The sequence below is a fragment of the Rhodoferax sp. genome, from assembly GCF_028714215.1.
In the GTDB taxonomy this organism is placed as follows: Bacteria; Pseudomonadota; Gammaproteobacteria; order Burkholderiales; family Burkholderiaceae_C; genus Rhodoferax.
The window spans coordinates 1-20,168 of the sequence record NZ_JAQTMS010000016.1 but is presented as its reverse complement, the minus strand read 5'-3'; the positions used below and the strand labels follow the sequence as shown (position 1 = coordinate 20,168).

Genomic DNA, 20,168 nt, shown 5'->3' with positions numbered 1-20,168 from the left:
TTACAGCGTCGGGTGGGGTCACCCTTGCAAAACGGGTATTTGCGCTCTGGTCAGCTCTCACTTAACCATAAACCCCAAATTGCGAAGCAGTCAGTTCAGCATGACTTCCAACCAGTGAGGTGAAGTAAGCCGGATCAGTAACATCCAGATCCCCAGCAGTTGCCGTGCCAGCGTAACTGCCATCCACATCTCCGCTCAGATATCCCACCAAACCGACATGTACCGGACTGCTGCCGCTGAGGTCTATCGTCACTGTTGTTTGCGGTGTACCTGGGTTTAGGCCGGTCTTACCTGGTACGCTGGGATCGACTTCGTTGACAAAGTGCCAAGTCGGCTCGGGTGCTGTCAGGCCCACAACGTGTTTGAGAACATCAATCGCATCGGTCAAGCCCACAGTGCCATTGCCATCAAAATCTGCTGCCAGGGTTTGATAAGGGGAAACTGGTTTGCCTGCGCCGTTGACGTCCAGACCGACGATCATCTTGAGGATGTCTATGGCATCTTGCAGGTTAACCGCACTCGATGTCGCTGCCACTTCTGCCGTGGGGATGTCGCGACTGACTGTCAGGCTCAGGCTGGGGTCGGTCACAGCAGTGAAGCTCGCCGCACCGCTTTGGTTGGTGGTGCCACTGTAATGGGTGCTGCTGATGCTCACTCCATCGAGCAGGGTGTGGGCGTTCCAACTGTAAGCCAGCAGGTCCACGGTGGAGCCCAGAGAGATAACGTTGCTGCCAACGGCTTCTACTGTCCCATGTCCATCGGTATAGCTGGCCAGGGTGCGCAGAAAGTGACCCCCTTGGCTTGCACTCAGGGTCAGAGTAGTGCTGGTGGCTCCCGCAATGTCAGTCCAGGCGGTTGTGCCATTCTCCGAAGATTGCCACCGGTAGCTTACTGCACCTAACCCGTCGAGGTCAGACAAATTGTTGGAAGCCGTCAGGATGCTACCCGGCGTGCTTCCACCACTGATGCTTACTTCGCCCACGGGTGCATCATTAACGTTGACCACCGCAACAGTGGCGTTGCTGGTGAGGGCTTCGGCTGTATCGTTGCCGTCAAGATAACTGACTGCTACGGTGAGGGTCTTTCCGACTTGGTTCTCACTCAGGGTGATGGTGTTTTTGGTTGCACCGACAATGTCTACTGCGTCAGCTTTCCATTGGTAGCTGACGCTGCCTACGCCATCGACATCGCTGACGGCTGCTGTAAGGGTTTGACCTTGTGTTGGCTCGCCAGAGATAGTCACGGAACCGTTGGAGAGTCTGGCTGTCTTGGTGCTGCCAACATCGACGTTGTGGGTGATGCTGTCTGCCGTGACAATCGATGTGTCGCCCCCTGCCGCTTTTGATTCGAGTCCGATCTGGAATGCGCTCACAAGGCTATTGACCTGTAGTGTGACTGTCAGCACATCTCCATTCGCATCAATGATGGGGTTGGCGGCGTCGGTGGCTGCCGTAAGTGCAATCTTCCCGTTGGCAGATGCACCCACCAAGTTTGATACGACGTTACTCCAGACGTTGCTCTCCGTGCCAAAGGTGGAATCGATGTATTTCGCACTGGTAGCTTGCGCAGCGCTCACTTTGCTGTAGTCATAGACTAAATCGACGATTGCGCCTTCAACCTTGGAACCTTCTATTGCGTCAGCATCGAAGTGAACGTTGAACTTGACCACCGTCGTGTTGTTCGCGGCATTCTGTGTCAACGACAGGTGGTCAATTTTTATAAATTCGGTTGCCCCGCCATTGAGTACGCGATCTCCATCGGCGAAACGCAAGGTTTCAATCTCATGGACTTGATCGATTCCATCGTTGCTTGACCAAGTGTTGGTGTTGGTGTCGTAGTGCGCCGCGGCGCGAAGATCTTCCACTTGCCAACCACCACCAGCAATTGGCGTAATCGCATATTGGCTCTGATTACCGCTGAAAATCGCGGTGTCGTTGCCGGCACCACCCATCAAGGTGTCATTGCCACCCAAACCTTCGAGCACGTTGTCCGCTGCATTACCCGTGATGGAGTCGTTGAAATCACGCGAACCACGCACGTTCTCGATGTTGAGTAGCGTGTCGGTGCCTTCGTAACCATCGCTGGCCGTACCCGTGCTAAGGTTCACTATCACACCGGATCGTGCAACCTTGTAGTCCACCCGATCAATGCCACCCATGCCGTCGATACTGTCGTTGCCTTCGAGTCCCTCGAAAGATTCAAAGGCTGCCGTGTTACTACCGGTCAATGTATCGTTGAAGGCAGAGCCACGCACACCTTCAATGTTGCGCAGCACGTCTGTACCACCCAGACCGTCGCTGGCACTTCCGTTCAGCGTGTCATTCAGGACCACATTCACACCTGCAGTGGAACTGGTGTAGTCCACGCGGTCGTAACCCTGGCCACCATCAATGGTGTCGTTGCCCGCACCACCGCGGAATACTTCACTCAGCACGTCACTGACGGTCACGCCATTGGCGGCGTTGCCACCTATCAGGTTGTCTGCGTACGCTGATCCAATCACACCCTCGATGTTGATAAAGGTGTCCGTGCCAACGCCAGTGCCTGTGGCTGTGCCTGTGACCAGGTTGACTGTCACACCTCCCCCAGCGCTGTCGTAACGAAGCATGTCAAAGTCGCCACGGCCATCAATGCTGTCGTTGCCTGCTCTGCCTTCAAAGGACTCGGTCACGTCGGTCCGATTGGAGCCAAGCAGAGTGTCGTCAAAGCTGCTGCCGCGCACCTGGTTGAAGTTGGATAGGGTGTCGCTACCGGCATTGCTGCCCGTTGCTCCCACGCCCGTGTCAGCAATAAGGTCCACCGTGACACCAGCACCGGTGGCGGTTTGGTAAGAGACACGGTTGCTGTTGTCGGCGTTGAGCGTGTCTGTGATGGCGCCACCATCGAGCGTGTCATTGCCGGGACCGCCGTCAATTTGCTCGAAAATCAGTGCAGTGCTACCAACGATGGTGTCGTTGAAATTCGAGCCCTGCAGAATGTCAATGTTGATGAGGGTATCTGCGCCGACCGAGGCGTCGCCGCTGGCGGTGCCACTGCCCACACTTCCGTCCCCTGTGATGCCAGAGAGGTTGATGTTGACGGCTGCGGTCGCAAAAGAGTAGTTGGCGAAATTGTTGTCGCTGTAGTTGATGCGGTCCAGCACCAACCCGCCGTCCAGCGTGTCGCTGCCGGCGCCGCCAATCAGCGTGTCGGCCCCCGCCCCACCCAGCAGACTATCGCTGCCGTCATCTCCGTACAGAACGTCATTGCCCCCTAAACCAGCGATGGTGTCGTTGCCCGCGCCACCGTACATCGTGTCCCCAACACTCGTACCAGTCATGTTGTCGTCAGCTGCCGTGCCAAAGAGAGGCGTGAAATTACTGGCCACCAAGTTGCTCGTGACTACGTTGCTTAAGACCGCCGCGGTTTGGAATCCGTTGGCGCCACCAGGACCATCAGTATCGAACTCAAGCAGCGTGTCAGTACCAGACTGGGTCACTCGAACGTGACCGCTGACAAAGGGGTTGGAACTACTGGTGTAATTGGTGAATTGGTTCGTGGGAATTACGAGTCGGTCACCCCCTTCACCCGCTGTGAAGTCGGTGAAGACATCTATCGACGTATCGGCGACATTCTGGCGTACATAGAATAGGTCAGAGCCAGCACCACCGGTTAGCGTGTCGGTGCCATTGCCGCCGATCAACGTGTCATTGCCGTCTCCGCCATCAAGCGAGTCGTTGCCGTTCGCTCCGACCAGAGAGTCATTTCCTGCGCCACCAAACAGGGTATCGGCCCCCAAGTTACCAAAGAGGGAATCATCACCTGCCGTGCCTGTCGCCAGAGTGCCCGGCACGTAGCTAAGGTGCGCGCCGCCGTTCTGGTCGTTGCTGAAGTACAGACCAGAGACGGCATAGTTGCCCTCGAGTTCAATCGTCAAGTCTGCGCCTGGGGTGGCGTCCACACCCACACTGATTGTGGTCACGCCACCCACGGGAGTGCCAACCAGTACGGCGCCCTTAGCCAAGGCAGAGGCGTCATCGCCCCCACTCAACTTGTTGATCGAGAAGTTCATGAAGTACAAGTCGTCGGTCGCACTAAAGTCAGTGACCCGGTCTGTACCACTGGCCTGTAACATGTTGTACGCAAATGAGTCGTTGCCAGCGCCCCCGGTTAGCGTGTCATTACCGGCATTACCCATGATCCAGTCGCGCCGCGCATCACCCACCAACGTGTCGGCAGCGCTGCCGCCCTGAATGTTTAGCTCTTCAATGTTCAGCAGCGTGTCAGTGCCCCCCCGCCCATCGGGTTGCGTGCTCGTGCCGGTAGCGGTGAAAGTGACTCGTGTGTTGACATCACCAAAGTAATAGCCCGCGATGTCATAGCCATCGCCACCATCAATGGTGTCATTGAATCCATCAGCAGCAACAATGTAGTCGTCGCCGGCGCCACCCATCACCGAGTCGCTGCCGCTCTGTCCGTCAAGGGTGTCGTTTCCTTCCAACCCGCTGATGGTGTCAGGGCCCATGGTCCCGTTGAGTTGGTCATTCCCTGCCGTGCCAACGAGGTTGATGCCCGGTGCGTAGTTGATATTCGCACCGAACGCGTCGTTGCTAAAGTGAAAGTTAGATGCGGTGAAGTTTCCCTGAAGCTCGAAGCTCAGGTCAGCACCTGGAGTTGCGTCCACGCCCACACGAATCGTGGTCACACCACCGGTTGGAGTGCCGACCAGCACAGCACCCTTACCCAAGGTGCTGGCGTCATCACCAGCACTCAGACTGGTGATAGTGAAGTTTTGCAAATTCAGGTTATCTTCGGCACTGAAGTCTGTAATCCGGTCGACTCCGTTGGCCTGCGAGGTGTCAAAGGCAAAGGTGTCACCCCCGGCACCGCCGGTCAGGGTGTCATTACCACCGTTGCCGATGAGCCAGTTGTAGCGCGTATCGCCTACAAGGGTATCTCCGGCACTGCCACCAAAAATGTGAATCTGTTCGATGTTGAGCAGGGTGTCAGTGCCACCCAGACCATCGGGCTGGGTGCTGGTGCCACTTGCCGTGAAACTGACCGGCGTGTTACTGCCGCTGAAGTTGTACGACACAACATCATTGCCGTCACCGCCATCGAGCGTGTCGTTTGACCCGTCCGCCCCTTGCATGTAGTCGTCGCCCGCGCCACCCAACACAGAGTCGGCTCCGGCGTTGCCGTCAAGGTAGTCGTTACCGTCGCCACCGATGAGTGTGTCGTTACCGCCTTGTCCGTTGATGTTGTCATTGCCCGCCAGGCCACTGATGTTGTCAGCGCCCATCGTCCCATTGAGAGTGTCTGCACCGTCGGTGCCAGTGATCGTACTGCCCGGGATGTAGTTGATATTCGCACCGAAGCTGTAATTCTGGTAGTAAAAGTCCGATGCTGCGAAGTTCCCCTGAAGCTCGAAGCTCAGGTCAGCACCGGGGGTTGCATCCACGCCCACACGAATCGTGGTCACACCACCGGTTGGAGTGCCGACCAGCACAGCACCCTTACTTAAGGTGCTGGCGTCATCACCAGCACTCAGACTGGTGATAGTGAAGTTTTGCAAATTCAGGTTGTCTTCGGCACTGAAGTCCGTAATCCGGTCGACCCCGTTGGCCTGCGAGGTGTCAAAGGCAAAGGTGTCCCCCCCAGCACCGCCGGTCAGAGTGTCGTTACCACCGTTGCCATTGAGCCAGTTGTAGCGCGTATCGCCTACCAAGGTATCTCCGGCAGTGCCCCCAAAAATGTGAATCTGTTCGATGTTGAGCAGGGTGTCGGTGCCACCCAGACCATCGGGCTGGGTGCTGGTGCCACTTGCCGTGAAACTGACCGGCGTGTTACTGCCACTGAAGTTGTAAGACACAACATCATTGCCGTCACCGCCATCGAGCGTGTCGTTTGACTCGTCTGCCCCTTGCATGTAATCGTCGCCCGTGCCGCCCAACACAGAGTCGGCCCCGGCGTTGCCGTCAAGGTAGTCGTTGCCGTCTCCCCCGATGAGGGTGTCATTGCCGCTCCCACCCCAAAGGGTATCGTTGCCCCCCAGACCTTCGAGCAGGTTGTCCGCCGCATTGCCCGCGATGGAATCGTTGAAGTCCCGCGAGCCTCGAACGTTCTCGATATTGAGCAGCGTATCGGTACCGCCATACCCATCGCTGGCCGTGTTATTGGCAAGATCGACCGTGACCCCGGCCTTGGAGTATTGATAGTCGACCCGGTCAATGCCACCTCTGCCGTCGATATAGTCGTTGCCTGCGGTGCCAGTTATTGAATCACCTCCTGATGTACCCATAATCGCGTTGGGATCGTAGCCATTCAAATTACTTGCCACCAGGTTGGCTTTGGTAACGTTGTTCAGTATCGCTACGGTTTGGAAGGTACCCACGCCTGTGGGGCCATCGGTGTCGAGTTCAAGCAGGGTGTCGGTGCCTGACTGGGTCAGCCGGGCATGGCCGCTGGCAAAGGGGTTGGCTCCGGTGTAGTTGGTTAAACGCCAAGTTGGGATTCCAAGGCCATCACCCCCCACCCCTACCGTGAAGTCAGTGATCGTGTCCACAGAAGTATCTGTGTTGTAGTTCCAAAACTGGAAAAAGTCCGAGCCGGGACCACCGGTGATCGTGTCGTTCCCGACGCCACCCGTCAAGCTGTTGCTGTTGGCGTCGCCAATCAGGGTGTCGGCATATTGACTACCCCAGCCATTTTCAATGCTAAGCAAAGTGTCGACGCCAACGCCTGCCCCTGTAGCTGTGCCCAGCGCCAGGTTGACCGTGACTGGGCCTGTCGCATCGTCGTATTGAACATTGTCGGAGTCGGCGCCTCCGTCCAGCGTGTCGTCACCAGCTCCCCCGTAAAAATTGTCAAAACCCGCACCGCCCGTGATATTGTCATTACCGTCGTTGCCGAAGAGTTGGTCGTTTCCGTCGCCGCCATCTATGACGTCGTTATCAAGGCCTCCATACAGAGTGTCGTTACCCGCCAAGCCAGTCAGCGTGTCGTTGCCAGTACCACCATCGATGTAGTCATTGCCTACAGTGCCAGTTATTGAATCCGCTGCTGAGGTGCCGGCAATGGCATTGGGGTCCCAGCCATTGATATTGCTGGCCACCAAATTGCCTTTGGCGACGTTGTTCAGTATCGCTACAGTTTGGAAGGTACCCACGCCTGTGGTGCCATCGGTGTCGAGCTCAAGCAGGGTGTCCGTGCCTGACTGGGTCAGCCGAGCATGGCCGCTGGCAAAGGGGTTGCTGCCGCTGTAGTTGGTAAAGCCTGAGGTCGTGAAGTAAAGGTTGTCACCCCCCACGCCTGCGCTGAAATCGGTGATGGTGTCCACCGAGGTGTCTGCACTGCTGGTGCTGACTTGAAAGAAATCAGAACCCAAACCACCAGTCAGGGTGTCGCTGCCGACGCCACCCGCCAAGCTATTGTTGTTGGAGTCGCCAATCAGGGTGTCGGCATATTGACTGCCATTGACGTTTTCGATACTGATCAGCGTGTCTGTGCCAACGCCTGCCCCCGTAGCTGTGCCCAGCGCCAGGTTGACCGTGACTGGGCCTGTCGCATCGTCGTATTGAACATTGTCGGAGTCGGCGCCTCCGTCCAGCGTGTCGTCACCAGTTCCCCCGTAAAAGTTGTCAAAGCCCGCACCGCCCGTGATACTGTCATTACCGTCATTGCCGAAAAGCTGGTCGTTGCCATCTCCACCGTCGAGCACATCATTACCAAGCCCACCGTACAAGTTGTCGTTTCCGGCGCCGCTGTAAACGGTGTCATTGCCGTCGTTTCCGAAGAGCTGATCGTTGCCATCTCCCCCCTCTATGACGTCGTTATCAAGGCCACCGTAAATCGTGTCATTGCCAGCCAAGCCAGTTAGCGTGTCGTTGCCCGCACCACCATCGATATAGTCGTTGCCTGCGGTGCCAGTTATTGAATCCGCTGCTGCGGTACCTGCAATCGCGTTGGGATCGTAGCCATTCAAATTACTTGCCACCAAGTTACCTTTGGTAACGTTGTTCAGTAAAGCTACGGTTTGGAATGCATTGACGCCACCAGGACCATCAGTGTCCAACTCAAGCAGTGTGTCGGTGCCTGACTGGGTCAGCCGAGCATGGCCGCTGGCAAAGGGGTTGGCACCACTGGCGTAATTAGTGAAACCCGAAGTAGTGAAGTACAGGTTGTCGCCGCTATTGCCAGCGGTGAAGTCTGTGATCGTATCTACTGATGTGTCGGTACCACTGGTGCGAACTTGGAAATAGTCCGAGCCAGCACCTCCGGTCAGTGTGTCGTTGCCTGTGTCGCCTGAAAGTGTATCGTTGCCATCACCGCCATCAAGGATGTCATTACCTCCCATGCCACCATAAAGCCCGTCATCACCAGCGCCACCGGTGATGTTGTCATTGCCCTTGCCACCAGTCAGGCTGTTGTTGTTTGCATCGCCAATCAGAACGTGGCCATACTGATTGAATTGAACCGAAACATTTTCGATACTAATCAGCGTGTCGACACCAATGCCTGCGCCAGTGGCCGTTCCCAACGCCAAGTTGACGGTTACCGGGCCGGTGGCGTCGGTGTACTGAACGTAGTCATTGTCTGCACCGCCATTGAGCGTGTCGTTGCCTAGTCCGCCGTAAAGGTTATCAAAGCCCGCACCACCCGCGATGCTATCGTTGCCGTCGTTGCCGAAGAGCTGATCGTTGCCATCACCGCCATCTATGACGTCGCTATCAAGACCACCGTACAGAGTGTCGTTACCCGCCAGGCCAGTCAGCGTGTCGTTGCCCGCACCACCATCGATATAGTCATTGCCTGCGGTGCCGGTTAGTGAGTCGGCTGCTGCCGTGCCGCCAATGGCGTTCGGATCATAGCCATTCAAATTACTTGCCACCAAGTCGCCTTTGGTGACGTTGTTCAGTATCGCTATGGTTTGGAATACATTGACGCCTCCAGGGCCATCAGTGTCCAACTCAAGCAGTGTGTCGGTGCCTGACTGGGTCAGCCGAGCATGGCCGCTGGCAAACGGGTTAGAGCCCGTGTAGTTGGTTAAGCGCCAAGCTGGAAAGTAGAGACTGTCGCCTCCTACACCAGTTGTGAAGTCGGTGATAGTGTCGACCGACGTATCGTTACCGCTGTTCCAAAACTGGAAATTGTCAGATCCCGCACCACCGGTCAGTGTGTCGTTGCCATTTTGGCCATACAAAAGGTCATTTCCCGCACCACCAATCAAGGTGTCGGCATACTGACTGCCATAGACGTTTTCGATGCTGATCAGCGTGTCTGTGCCAATGCCAGCACCAGTGGCCGTTCCCAGCGTCAGATTGACGGTTACCGGGCCAGTGGCGTCATAGTACTGAACGGAGTCGGTGTCCGCGCCACCATCAAGCGTGTCGTTGCCTAGTCCGCCGTAAAAGTTGTCGTAGCCGGCACCACCCGTGATGCTGTCATTGCCGTCGTTACCGTAGAGCTGGTCGTTGCCATCTCCACCATCAATCACGTCGTTGTCTAACCCGCCGTAAAGCTGATCATTGCCAGCCAAGCCAGTCAGCGTGTCGTTGCCGGCACCACCATCGATATAGTCATCGCCAGTAGTCCCGCTTATTGAATCAGGTCCTGCGGTTCCTGCAATGGCATTGGGGTCCCAGCCATTGACATTGCTGGCCACCAAGTTGCCTTTGGCGACGTTGTTCAATATCGCTATGGTTTGGAACGCACCCACGCCACCGGGTCCATCAGTGTCCAACTCAAGCAATGTGTCGGAGCCTGACTGGGTCAGCCGAGCATGGCCGCTGGCAAAGGGGTTGCTACCGCTGTAGTTGGTAAAACCTGAAGTTGTGAAATAAAGGTTGTCGCCCCCCACCCCTGCGGTGAAATCGGTGATAGTGTCCACCGAGGTGTCGGCAGTGCTGGTGCGGAGTTGGAAGAAATCAGAACCCAAACCACCGGTCAGTGTGTCGTTGCCGACGCCACCCGTCAAGCTGTTGCTGTTGGCGTCGCCAATCAAGGTGTCGGCATATTGACTACCCCAGACATTTTCAATGCTAAGCAAAGTGTCGACGCCAACGCCCGCCCCTGTAGCTGTGCCCAGCGCCAGGTTGACAGTGACTGGGCCTGTCGCGTCGTCGTATTGAACATTGTCGGAGTCGGCGCCTCCGTCCAGCGTGTCGTCCCCGGCTCCCCCGTAAAAGTTGTCAAAGCCCGCACCTCCCGTGATACTGTCATTACCGTCGTTGCCGAAAAGCTGGTCGTTGCCATCTCCACCGTCGAGCACGTCGTTACCAAGCCCACCGTACAAGTTGTCGTTTCCGGCGCCGCTGTAAACGGTGTCATTGCCGTCGCTGCCATAGAGCTGATCATTACCATCTCCGCCATTGATGACGTCGTTGTCAAGGCCACCGTACAGAGTGTCGTTACCCGCCAAGCCATTCAAGGTGTCATTGCCCGCACCGCCGTCGATATAGTCGTTGCCAGCGGTGCCCGTTATTGAATCAGCTCCTGAGGTACCCACAATCGCGTTGGGATCGTAGCCATTCAAATTACTTGCCACCAAGTTGCCTTTGGCGACGTTGTTCAATATCGCTATGGTTTGGAAAGTACCCACGCCTGTGGTGCCATCGGTGTCAAGCTCAAGCAGTGTGTCGGTGCCAGACTGGGTCAGCCGAGCGTGACCGCTGGCAAAGGGGTTGCTGCCGCTGTAGTTGGTCAACATCCAGGTCGGGATCGAAAGAGAATCGCCTCCAATGCCTACGGTGAAGTCGGTGATGGTATCCACCGAGGTATCGTTGCTGCTGTTACGGAGTTGTAAGTAGTCTGAACCAGCACCACCGGTCAGAGTGTCATTGCCGTAGTCGCCTGAAAGGTAGTCGTTCCCGTCACCGCCATTGAGCGAGTCGTTGCCGTTTTGTCCGTATAAAGTATCATTTCCCGCACTACCAATCAAGGTGTCGGCATACTGACCGCCACTGACGTTTTCGATACTGATCAGCGTGTCTGTGCCAATGCCAGCACCAGTGACCGTTCCCAGCGCCAAGTTGACGGTTACTGGGCCGGTGGCATCGGTGTACTGAACGTAGTCAGTATCTGCACCACCATCGAGCGTATCGTTGCCTAGTCCGCCGTAAAGGTTATCAAAACCCGCACCACCCGTGATGCTATCGTTGCCGTCGTTGCCGTAGAGCTGATCGTTGCCATCTCCACCATCGAGCACGTCGTCGCCAGTTCCTCCGAAAAGGGAGTCACTACCGCCCAGCCCAGTCAGCGTGTCGTTGCCTGCGCCTCCGTCGATGTAGTCATTGCCTACAGTGCCAGTTATTGAATCCGCTGCTGCAGTGCCAACAATGGCGTTAGGGTCCCAGCCATTGATATTGTTCGCCACCATACTGCCTTTGGTGACGTTGTTCAGTATCGCTACGGTTTGGAAAGTACCGGCACCACTGGGTCCGTCGGCGTCGAGCTCAAGCAGTGTGTCAGCACCTGACTGAGTCAAGCGAGCATGGCCGCTGGCAAAGGGGTTGCTGCCGCTGTAGTTGGTAAAACCCGCAGTAGTGAAGTACAGGTTGTCGCCGCCCACGCCTGCGCTGAAATCGGTGATGGTGTCCACCGAGGTGTCGGCGCTGCTGTTACGGAGTTGGAAAAAGTCCGATCCGGCACCACCGGTCAGGGTGTCGTTGCCGTAGTCGCCTGAAAGGTAATCGTTCCCGTCACCTCCATTGAGCGAATCATTACCGCCCTGTCCATATAAATTGTCATTTCCCGCACCGCCAGTGAACGTATCGGCATACTGACCGCCGTAGACCTGCTCGATGTTAATCAGGGTATCTGTACCAATACCAGCACCACTGGCCGTTCCCAGCGCCAAATTGACGGTTACCGGGCCAGTGGCGTCGTAGTATTGAACCAAATCTGAATCCGCGCCACCATCAAGCGTATCGTTGCCAAGTCCGCCGTAAAAAACGTCATAACCCGCGCCGCCCGTGATGCTGTCGTTGCCGTCGTTGCCGTAGAGCTGATCGTTGCCGTCACCACCATCGAGCACGTCGTCGCCAGTTCCTCCAAAAAGGGAGTCACTGCCGCCCAGCCCAGTCAGCGTGTCGTTGCCCGCGCCACCATCGATATAGTCATTGCCTGCGGTACCGATTATTGAATCCGCTGCTGTAGTCCCTGCAATGGCGTTGGGGTCCCAGCCATTGATATTGCTGGCCACCAAGTTGCCTTTGGTGACGTTGTTCAGTATCGCTATGGTTTGAAAGGTACCCACGCCTGTGGGGCCATCGGTGTCGAGCTCAAGCAGGGTGTCAGTGCCTGACTGTGTCAGGCGAGCGTGACCGCTGGCAAAGGGGTTGCTGCCGCTGTAGTTGGTAAAACCCGAAGTCGTGAAGTACAGGCTATCACCACCCACCCCTGCGCTGAAATCGGTGATCGTGTCCACCGAGGTGTCGGCACTGCTGGTGCGGAGTTGAAAGAAGTCCGATCCGGCACCACCGGTCAGAGTGTCATTGCCATTTTGACCAATCAAAAAGTCATTCCCGGTACCCCCAATCAGGACGTCGGCATACTGGCTGCCGTAGACCTGCTCGATGCTAATCAGGGTATCTGTGCCAATGCCAGCACCAGTGGCCGTTCCCAGCGCCAAGTTGACGGTTACCGGGCCAGTGGCGTCGTAGTATTGAACGTAGTCATTGTCAGCACCGCCATCGAGCGTATCGTCGCCAAGTCCGCCGTAAAAAACGTCATAACCCGCGCCGCCCGTGATGCTGTCGTTGCCGTCGTTGCCGTAGAGCTGATCGTTCCCGTCACCGCCATTCAACAAGTCGTTGCCGCCTTGTCCGTATAAAGTGTCATTTCCGGTACTGCCAATCAAGGTGTCGGCATACTGACTTCCGTAGACGTTCTCGATACTGATCAAAGTGTCCGAACCAATGCCTGCACCGCTGGCTGACCCCAGCGCCAGATTGACAGTTACCGGTCCAGTGGCGTCAGCGTAATATGCACCGTCAGTGTCAGCACCGCCGTCCAATGTGTCGTCCCCAGCGCCGCCATAAAGGATGTCATTGCCTGCACCTCCGGTAACGCTGTCGTTCCCGTCGTTGCCGAAAAGTTGATCTACACCGGCGCCACCGTCGAGCAGGTCGTTACCAAGCCCCCCATACAGAGTGTCATTGCCAGCCAAGCCGATCAATGTGTCGTTGCCACCGCCTCCGTTAATCTGATCATTCCCCGAAGTTTCAGTCAACGAGTCAGCCAGGTCGGTACCCAGATTGGCATAAGGATCGACACCATTGAAATTGCTGGCCACCAGATTGGCTTTGCTCACGTTGCTCAAAACCACCATGGTCTGGTAGCCGCCCGGGCCTGTGGCCCCGTCAGCGTCCACCTCTACGAGGGTATCGGGGCCTGATTGCGTCAGGCGCACATGCACACTGGTAAACGGGTTGCTACCGCTGGTGTAATTGCTCAAACGTGAGAGGGGAGCAGAAATGCTGTCACCGCCGATGCCGGCAACGAAATCGGTGACCGTGTCTACCGACACATCGCCATTGGCATTCCAGAAACCGAAAAGATCTGAGCCCGCGCCACCTGTCAGGGTGTCATTGCCGAGTCCGCCTGTCAGGTAGTCGTTACCCGTGCCACCGCTCAACGTGTCATTGCCAGAAGTACCCGTAATGGCAACGCCGTTGTCGGCACTGATCTTGATGCTTGAACTTGCAACCGTTGTCAGCACACCACCGGGACCCTGTGCCCCGGTATTGCCGTCGTTGAATGTCCAAGCAATCTGAACCGTCGTTCCCACAGGGTCAGTGGTATTGCTGTAAGCCAATTGCTGCAACACACTGTTGACCAACGTTTGGCTGGCGCCGGTGACCACTGATCCAGTAAGGCTGCTGGTAAAACTTAGTTCCAGTGTCCCACCATGGTTGCTGACCACAGTCCCGATGACAGTGCCACCAATCGTCAGATTGCCGCCGTCAGTCAAGTCGCCTAAGGTGCCACCCGCTTTGGCGACAAACACATCGTTGGCGCTGGCACCACCCTCGCGCATCAGCGTGAGAGACGAGCCACCATAGCCGGTTAACCCCATTTCAGGGTCTGCTATGGCGGCGTGGCCGTCCAGCACAACGCTGCCGCCCGATGCTGGCTGAGCATGGCCTTCAAAACTGGCGTCCAGACTGCCGTCGCTGTTGTAGCGTGCCAGGGCGAAGTTGCCGTTGGAACCACCAGCAACCAGTAGCTTGCCGGCGTCGTCGACAGCGACCGTGTAGGCAGTATCTCCACCGGTGCCGAAGTCCGCAGTGAGACTGCCTGCCGTACCGAACGAAGTATCTACGCTACCGTCCGAGTTGTAGCGGATCACGCAAAAGTTGCCTTGGGAACTGCCGGCAACCAGTAGTTTTCCATCGGGCTGGAGCGTGACTTGCTTTGGGGTAATTGCATTGACTGAAACTTTGCCATCGGAGTCAAAGTTGGTATCGAGGCTACCGTCAGGGTTGTACCTCAGCAAAACCGCATTGTTCGCCGTAGTCAAGGCATCTGAAGCACCTGCCAACACCACCGTCTTACCGTCTGCTTGCTGCTTGGCGTCGATTACCCGCACAGAAAGCGAAGCGCCCAGGCTAGTAGTCAGGATGCCATCACCATCAAAAGTGACGTCAAGACTTCCATCGCTATTGAGTCGAGCCAAACCAAGATCGCCGCCGGCACCGCCCACCATGCAGGCAACCAAGATCTTGCCATCCGGAAGAGCCAACACACGCTCACCAGCACTGTCGGTTCCAAAACCCAGATTCACTAAACCACCGGTACCAAAACTCGTGTCTACACTGCCATCAGTGTTAAAACGCAGCACACCGGTATCCCCGTACCAAACAGGATTGGTTCCCTGGTCCCCAGTGACCAGAATCTTGCCATCGGCTTGCAAGGCAGCGTGATTCAGGTTGGAGTAATTTCGCAAATCAAAGGTTTGCTTGCCATCGACATCGAAACCGGTATCCAGACTTCCGTCGGCGTTGTAACGCGCAATCGCCCATCGCGTATCGGGCACTGACAATGCACTGTCATTGACGATATAGCCAAGAGCCGTCGCCTTCCCGTCCGGGCCCATGATTGTGTTGAATATCGCATTGCCTTGCGGACCATTCACGAATTCGGTGATACGCGTCCCCTGATTGCCAAAACTGGTATCCAGGCTGCCGTCTGGGTTGTATCGAACTTCTGCGAACGAGTAAGGTGCGGTCTGACCAGAACCCACCCGGCTACTGCCCGCCACCAAAATCTTCCCATCTGGCAAAACTGTGATGGCTTGCGCGTATTCGGAAGCCCCAAGGTCCGTCGAAACTCGCCCTACCCCCAGACTGGTCGCGTCATTCACTGGACTGACGGTGACGATCTTGGTTACAACCGCGCTATCGCTCGTCCCATCGTTCAGCACGAAGCTGATACTTCGATCACCGCCGGTTGGCGTCTGCGAGTTGTTGGAGTAAGTGATCAAACGCAAAGCCGCCTGCCACTGCTCAAGCGTTGCCGCTGCTCCCGCTGAGCTCAAACTCAGCACGCCAGTGCTTGCCGACCAGGATCGCGTGATATTGCCGGTGGACGCATCCAGGTTCAATATCAAACTATCAACTCCACTTTGATAACCACCGGTGATGCTGACGGTTGCGCTGGCAAACGTGGTGCTGTCGGCATCGGCAATCGTCAAGGCCGGATTGATCACATACCGAAGCGACGGGGTGTTGTCGCCCTCGACAAAATTGGTGGTCTCGGCACTGGAAGTGAGGACTGGAGCGGTCATGACGAACCCTTCACATTAGGCTTCGTTCGAAATACGAACGGCCATCAGAGACAAAAAAATGTTACTCTTTGTAACACTTACTTTACCTAAGCGATATCCCCCATTTGGGGGATATAAGCAAAATTTTTCCTGGTCAGCGGGTTACCAACTTTGTCCGATTTTTCGCTTGGCAAGAATTTTCAAATTTGCGTTGCACGCCATCTGAGCACGGGTTAACCCTATGATGTTGACGCTAACGAAGCCTTGTCCGGCAAGGTTGAAGTGATCGCTCAACTTACCTTCATGCACAAAACCCAGGCGAAGCGCGTTATGCAGTGCCCGCGGGTTGTCTTCGTAGACGTAGGCATAGACCTTGTTGAGGGGCATCATCACCAATGCAAAGTGCAGCATCATCAAGGTGGTCTTGATACCCAGAGAGGTCAGGATTTGACCCGGAAAGCCAATCGCCAACTCTGCTCGGCGGTTCCCGGTGTCGATATTGCTCAAACTGGCCAAGCCAATCGGCCCCCTGGAACTGGACTGAACAACCCACATCAACAGCCCCGTCTGGATGGGTGGCAATTTGCCGGACTTCTCCAATGCCAAAGCCAGCTTGCCGCGCCACGGCTGTTGCCGGTTGAACTGCCGGCAAAACTGCTCATCGGCAAAGCACTTTTGAAAGAAATCTGCATCATCCGCCTGGCAGCGCCGCAGGCTGATGCCACCATGCTGTAATTTGGCCCACCACAGCGGCGCCAGACGCCAAAGCCCTGCCTTGACGATTCCGCGCAGAACCTCTTCCGATCCGTCCGCTGCCAACAATTGATCACAACGCTGTAGCAAACTGTAGGCTTGCCGATATTGGCCCGCGTCTTCAAGAACCCGGGCTGATTTCATCAGTTCCTTGCCGTCTGACTTGATTGGTTGTGTTGAATTCATTGTTGGCTACCGGGAAGCCAATCGGCCAATCAAATCGATTTGCTGCGGCAAGCATTTTGTCTTCAGGTCATACCGTTCGACCACCGTATTGCGGGCTCGCTTGCCAATATCGCGGTAAGCTCCCGGGTCAGCCAGAACATCGATAACCTGCTTCGATAGCGCCGCAGCATCAAAAAAATCAAACAACAGGCCGTTGATGCCGTGCTCAATGACCTCTTGCACTGGTTCGGTGTTGCTGGCCACCACCACCCGGCCTGCGCTCATGGCTTCCAGGCAACTCCAGGACAGCACAAACGGGTAAGTCAGGTAGACATGGCAAGTCGAGATCTGGATCACCCGCAGGTAGTCCTGATACGCCAGGTGCCCCAAAAAATGAACACGCTCCATCGGTAGCTGCGCTCCGACCTCGGCCAACATCACTTGCCGCCAACTGCCACCGCCTTTTGGAGCCGAGCCGTAACTGACCTCATCCCGACCTACGATCAGGCAATGCGCTTTGGGGCGTTGCTTCAAGATTTCTGGCAGAGCACGCATAAACACATGAAAACCTCGATACGGCTCCAGGTTACGGTTGACAAAGGTAATGACTTCGTCTGCCTGCGTCAGTCTCAGGCCGTCCCTTTTGAGTTGAATCAAGGCTTGCGGCTTTGGTGCTACCACTGCGGTATCAATGCCGTCAAAAATAACGTTCAGCTTGGGGTGGTACTCGACCGGCAACTGGCTTAGTTGCCATTGGGTTGGCGTGTAGGCTGCATCGGCGGTGTGCAGGGCGTGCAGATGCACACTGTTTTTGAGACGCAAACGGGCCCGGTCGATCAGGCTGTCATGGGCAAACTCGGCGTCAAAATTGTAGTCAGCACCGTCCGCCGAATAAAAGAATTCGGCAAACATAATGAGCCTTGCCCCAGGCCATACATCCTTGCAAAACAAGGCTTCGCCCCAGCCTGGATGCGCCACCACCGTATTCGGCGTAAAGCCACTTTCTTTGAGCTGCTCCATTGCTTCAGCACAAGCCAAACCGCGCAGTATTTTGGTCTCAAAATCTCTTGTCAATTCCACTTCCGAGATGCGTCCCAACGCCTTGGGCGCATAACGGATGTACCTGACACCCGGCAGCGTCCGCCCCTTGATGCCCAACGCCACCACATCGTGGCCCAACCGCACCAACTCCCCAACGACGTGGACAAACTGACCAGGAAAGTTTTGATGGATGAAAAGAAATTTTTGTCGGGTCATGGCGCAATCATTCTGGCGGGTGGTGGATTGGAACGAAGCCACTCGGGTATCTACCTTGGGTTGACCTCATCCATACACCCCAAACTGCGAAGGATTCACGCCTGTGGTGGCAATCAAATTCTGAAAATAGGCCGGCTGGGTCGCATCTAGATCCATTGCTCCTGCCGCACCGGCGTAGCTACCATCCACATCGCCAGTCAAATACCCTACCAGCCCGACATGCACTGGACTACTGCCGCTGAGGTCTACCGTCACCGTTGTCTGCGGTGTGCCTGGGTTTAGGCCGGTCTTACCTGGTACGCTCGCATCAACTTCATTCACAAAGTGCCAAGTCGGCTCGGGTGCTGTCAGGCCCACAACGTGTTTGAGGACATCAATCGCATCGGTCAGCCCAACTGTGCCATTGCCGTCAAAGTCGGCTGCCAGGGTCTGGTAGGGCGAGACTGGTTTGCCTGCACCGTTGACGTCCAGACCGACGATCATCTTGAGGATGTCTATGGCATCTTGCAGGTTCACTGCGCTCGATGTCGCTGTGGCTTCTGCGCCCGGGATGGTGCGGCTGGCGGTGAGCGTCAAGCTGGGGTCGGTAACGGCAGTAAAGCTGGTGGCACCGCTTGCATTGGTGGTTCCGTTTTGATTGGTGCTGCTGATGCTCACCCCTTCGAGCAAGGTGTGCGCATTCCAGCTGTAGGCCATCAGATCGACGGCCTTGCCCAGCGTTTGCGTGGCATCAGTAAAAACCAGTTTCTCGATATTCGTCAGGGTGTCGATGCCATCAGTGCCAACGTTGTCAGTCACCGTGAAGCCGCTTGCGGTTCTGGTTACCGTGTAATTGGCCTGAATGCCAGAATAGGTAGCCTGATCGCTGCCTTCGCCACCGTCAAGGATGTCGTTGCCCGCTCCTCCGACCAAGGTGTCGTTACCCAAACCGCCGTCCAGCGTATCGTTGCCTGCCCCACCACTGAGGTTATTGGCCGCGCCATTGCCCACCAGCAGATTGTTCTCAGCATTGCCAGTGCCATTGATGGCAGCAACTCCGGTAAGGGTGAGGTTCTCCACATTGGGCAGCGCAGCCAGGGTGTAGGAGATGCCGGTCTGGACGGTGTCGGTGCCTTCATTGGCAAGCTCGGTCACCACGTCGGTCAGCACGTCCACCACGTAGGTGTCGTTGCCAGTGCCGCCGATCAGGGTGTCGGAGCCGCTGCCACCATCGAGCAGGTCATCACCAGCACCACCATCAACCCGGTCGCTACCCAAGCCAGCATTGATCGTGTCGTTGCCAGCCCCGGTGACGATCTCATCGTTGGTATTGACTGTGGTGTTGCTGATGGAATCATCCCTACTGCCGGTGAGAACAAGCATGCGTTCCACACCCGAGATGCTGGTGTCATTGACCGTCTGTGCCGGCCCCGCAGGGTTGTTGATCCAGGTGATGGTAGAAGTAGCTGTACTCCAGTCGGCGTACAAGGTGTCCGTTCCAGCACCACCTACGTAGGTTCCGTTGCTGCCCAACGCTAGCAATAGGTCCTGCTGCGTCGAACCCAAGATACTCAGGTTCTGAATGTTGTGTATCAGCACACCATGGCCTTGAGCAGAGCCATAACTGGAAGTCTGAGCGTTCGTGCGCAGATGCAGCTTGTCTGCCCCGGTCAGCAGTGTCTGGATTGAGGCCATCGAGGAACTAGCATCCACCGCCGACATCCACGCGCCTGATGCATTCAGGCCATCCCACAGCAGGTACGCGTTGGCTTGATATGGGATCTGATATGAATTGCTGGAGTAGAGCGGTGTCGTGGACACCATGCCAGATGCATCCACCGTCAGCTTGTTGACCCCCGTACCGCCTTCAATCGTGTCCGACTCGCCCCAGTTCGCTATCACACTGATCGTGTCATCACCAGCACCACCATCAACCCGGTCGCTACCCAAGCCAGCATTGATCGTGTCGTTGCCAGCCCCGGTGACGATCTCATCGTTGGTATTGACTGTGGTGTTGCTGATGGAATCATTCCCACTGCCGGTGAGAACAAGCATGCGTTCCACACCCGAGATGCTGGTGTCATTGACCGTCTGTGCCGGCCCCGCAGGGTTGTTGATCCAGGTGATGGTAGAAGTAGCTGTACTCCAGTCGGCGTACAAGGTGTCCGTTCCAGCACCACCTACGTAGGTTCCGTTGCTGCCCAACGCTAGCAATAGGTCCTGCTGCGTCGAACCCAAGATACTCAGGTTCTGAATGTTGTGTATCAGC

The 20,168-nt window shown here is 56.3% G+C and carries 3 protein-coding genes and 1 pseudogene; all 4 read right to left on the bottom strand.

Features of this window, described 5'->3' with window-relative positions; genetic code table 11:
- Positions 1-61: 61 nt before the first annotated feature.
- Entirely contained in the window at positions 62-15,766 is a 15,705-nt protein-coding gene (locus PHS32_RS09475; protein WP_301078692.1) for a hypothetical protein, read from the bottom strand.
- 141 nt (positions 15,767-15,907) lie between these two features.
- Positions 15,908-16,642, bottom strand: coding sequence for a GNAT family N-acetyltransferase (locus PHS32_RS09470; RefSeq protein ID WP_301078691.1), 735 nt, complete (start codon positions 16,640-16,642; stop codon positions 15,908-15,910).
- A 48-nt stretch (positions 16,643-16,690) separates the two neighbouring features.
- Positions 16,691-17,920: a glycosyltransferase gene (locus PHS32_RS09465; RefSeq protein WP_301078689.1), complete on the bottom strand. Its 1,230-nt coding sequence runs from the start codon at positions 17,918-17,920 to the stop codon at positions 16,691-16,693.
- 66 nt (positions 17,921-17,986) lie between these two features.
- Positions 17,987-20,168 (bottom strand): annotated as a pseudogene (locus PHS32_RS09460) (hypothetical protein); the annotation flags it as partial.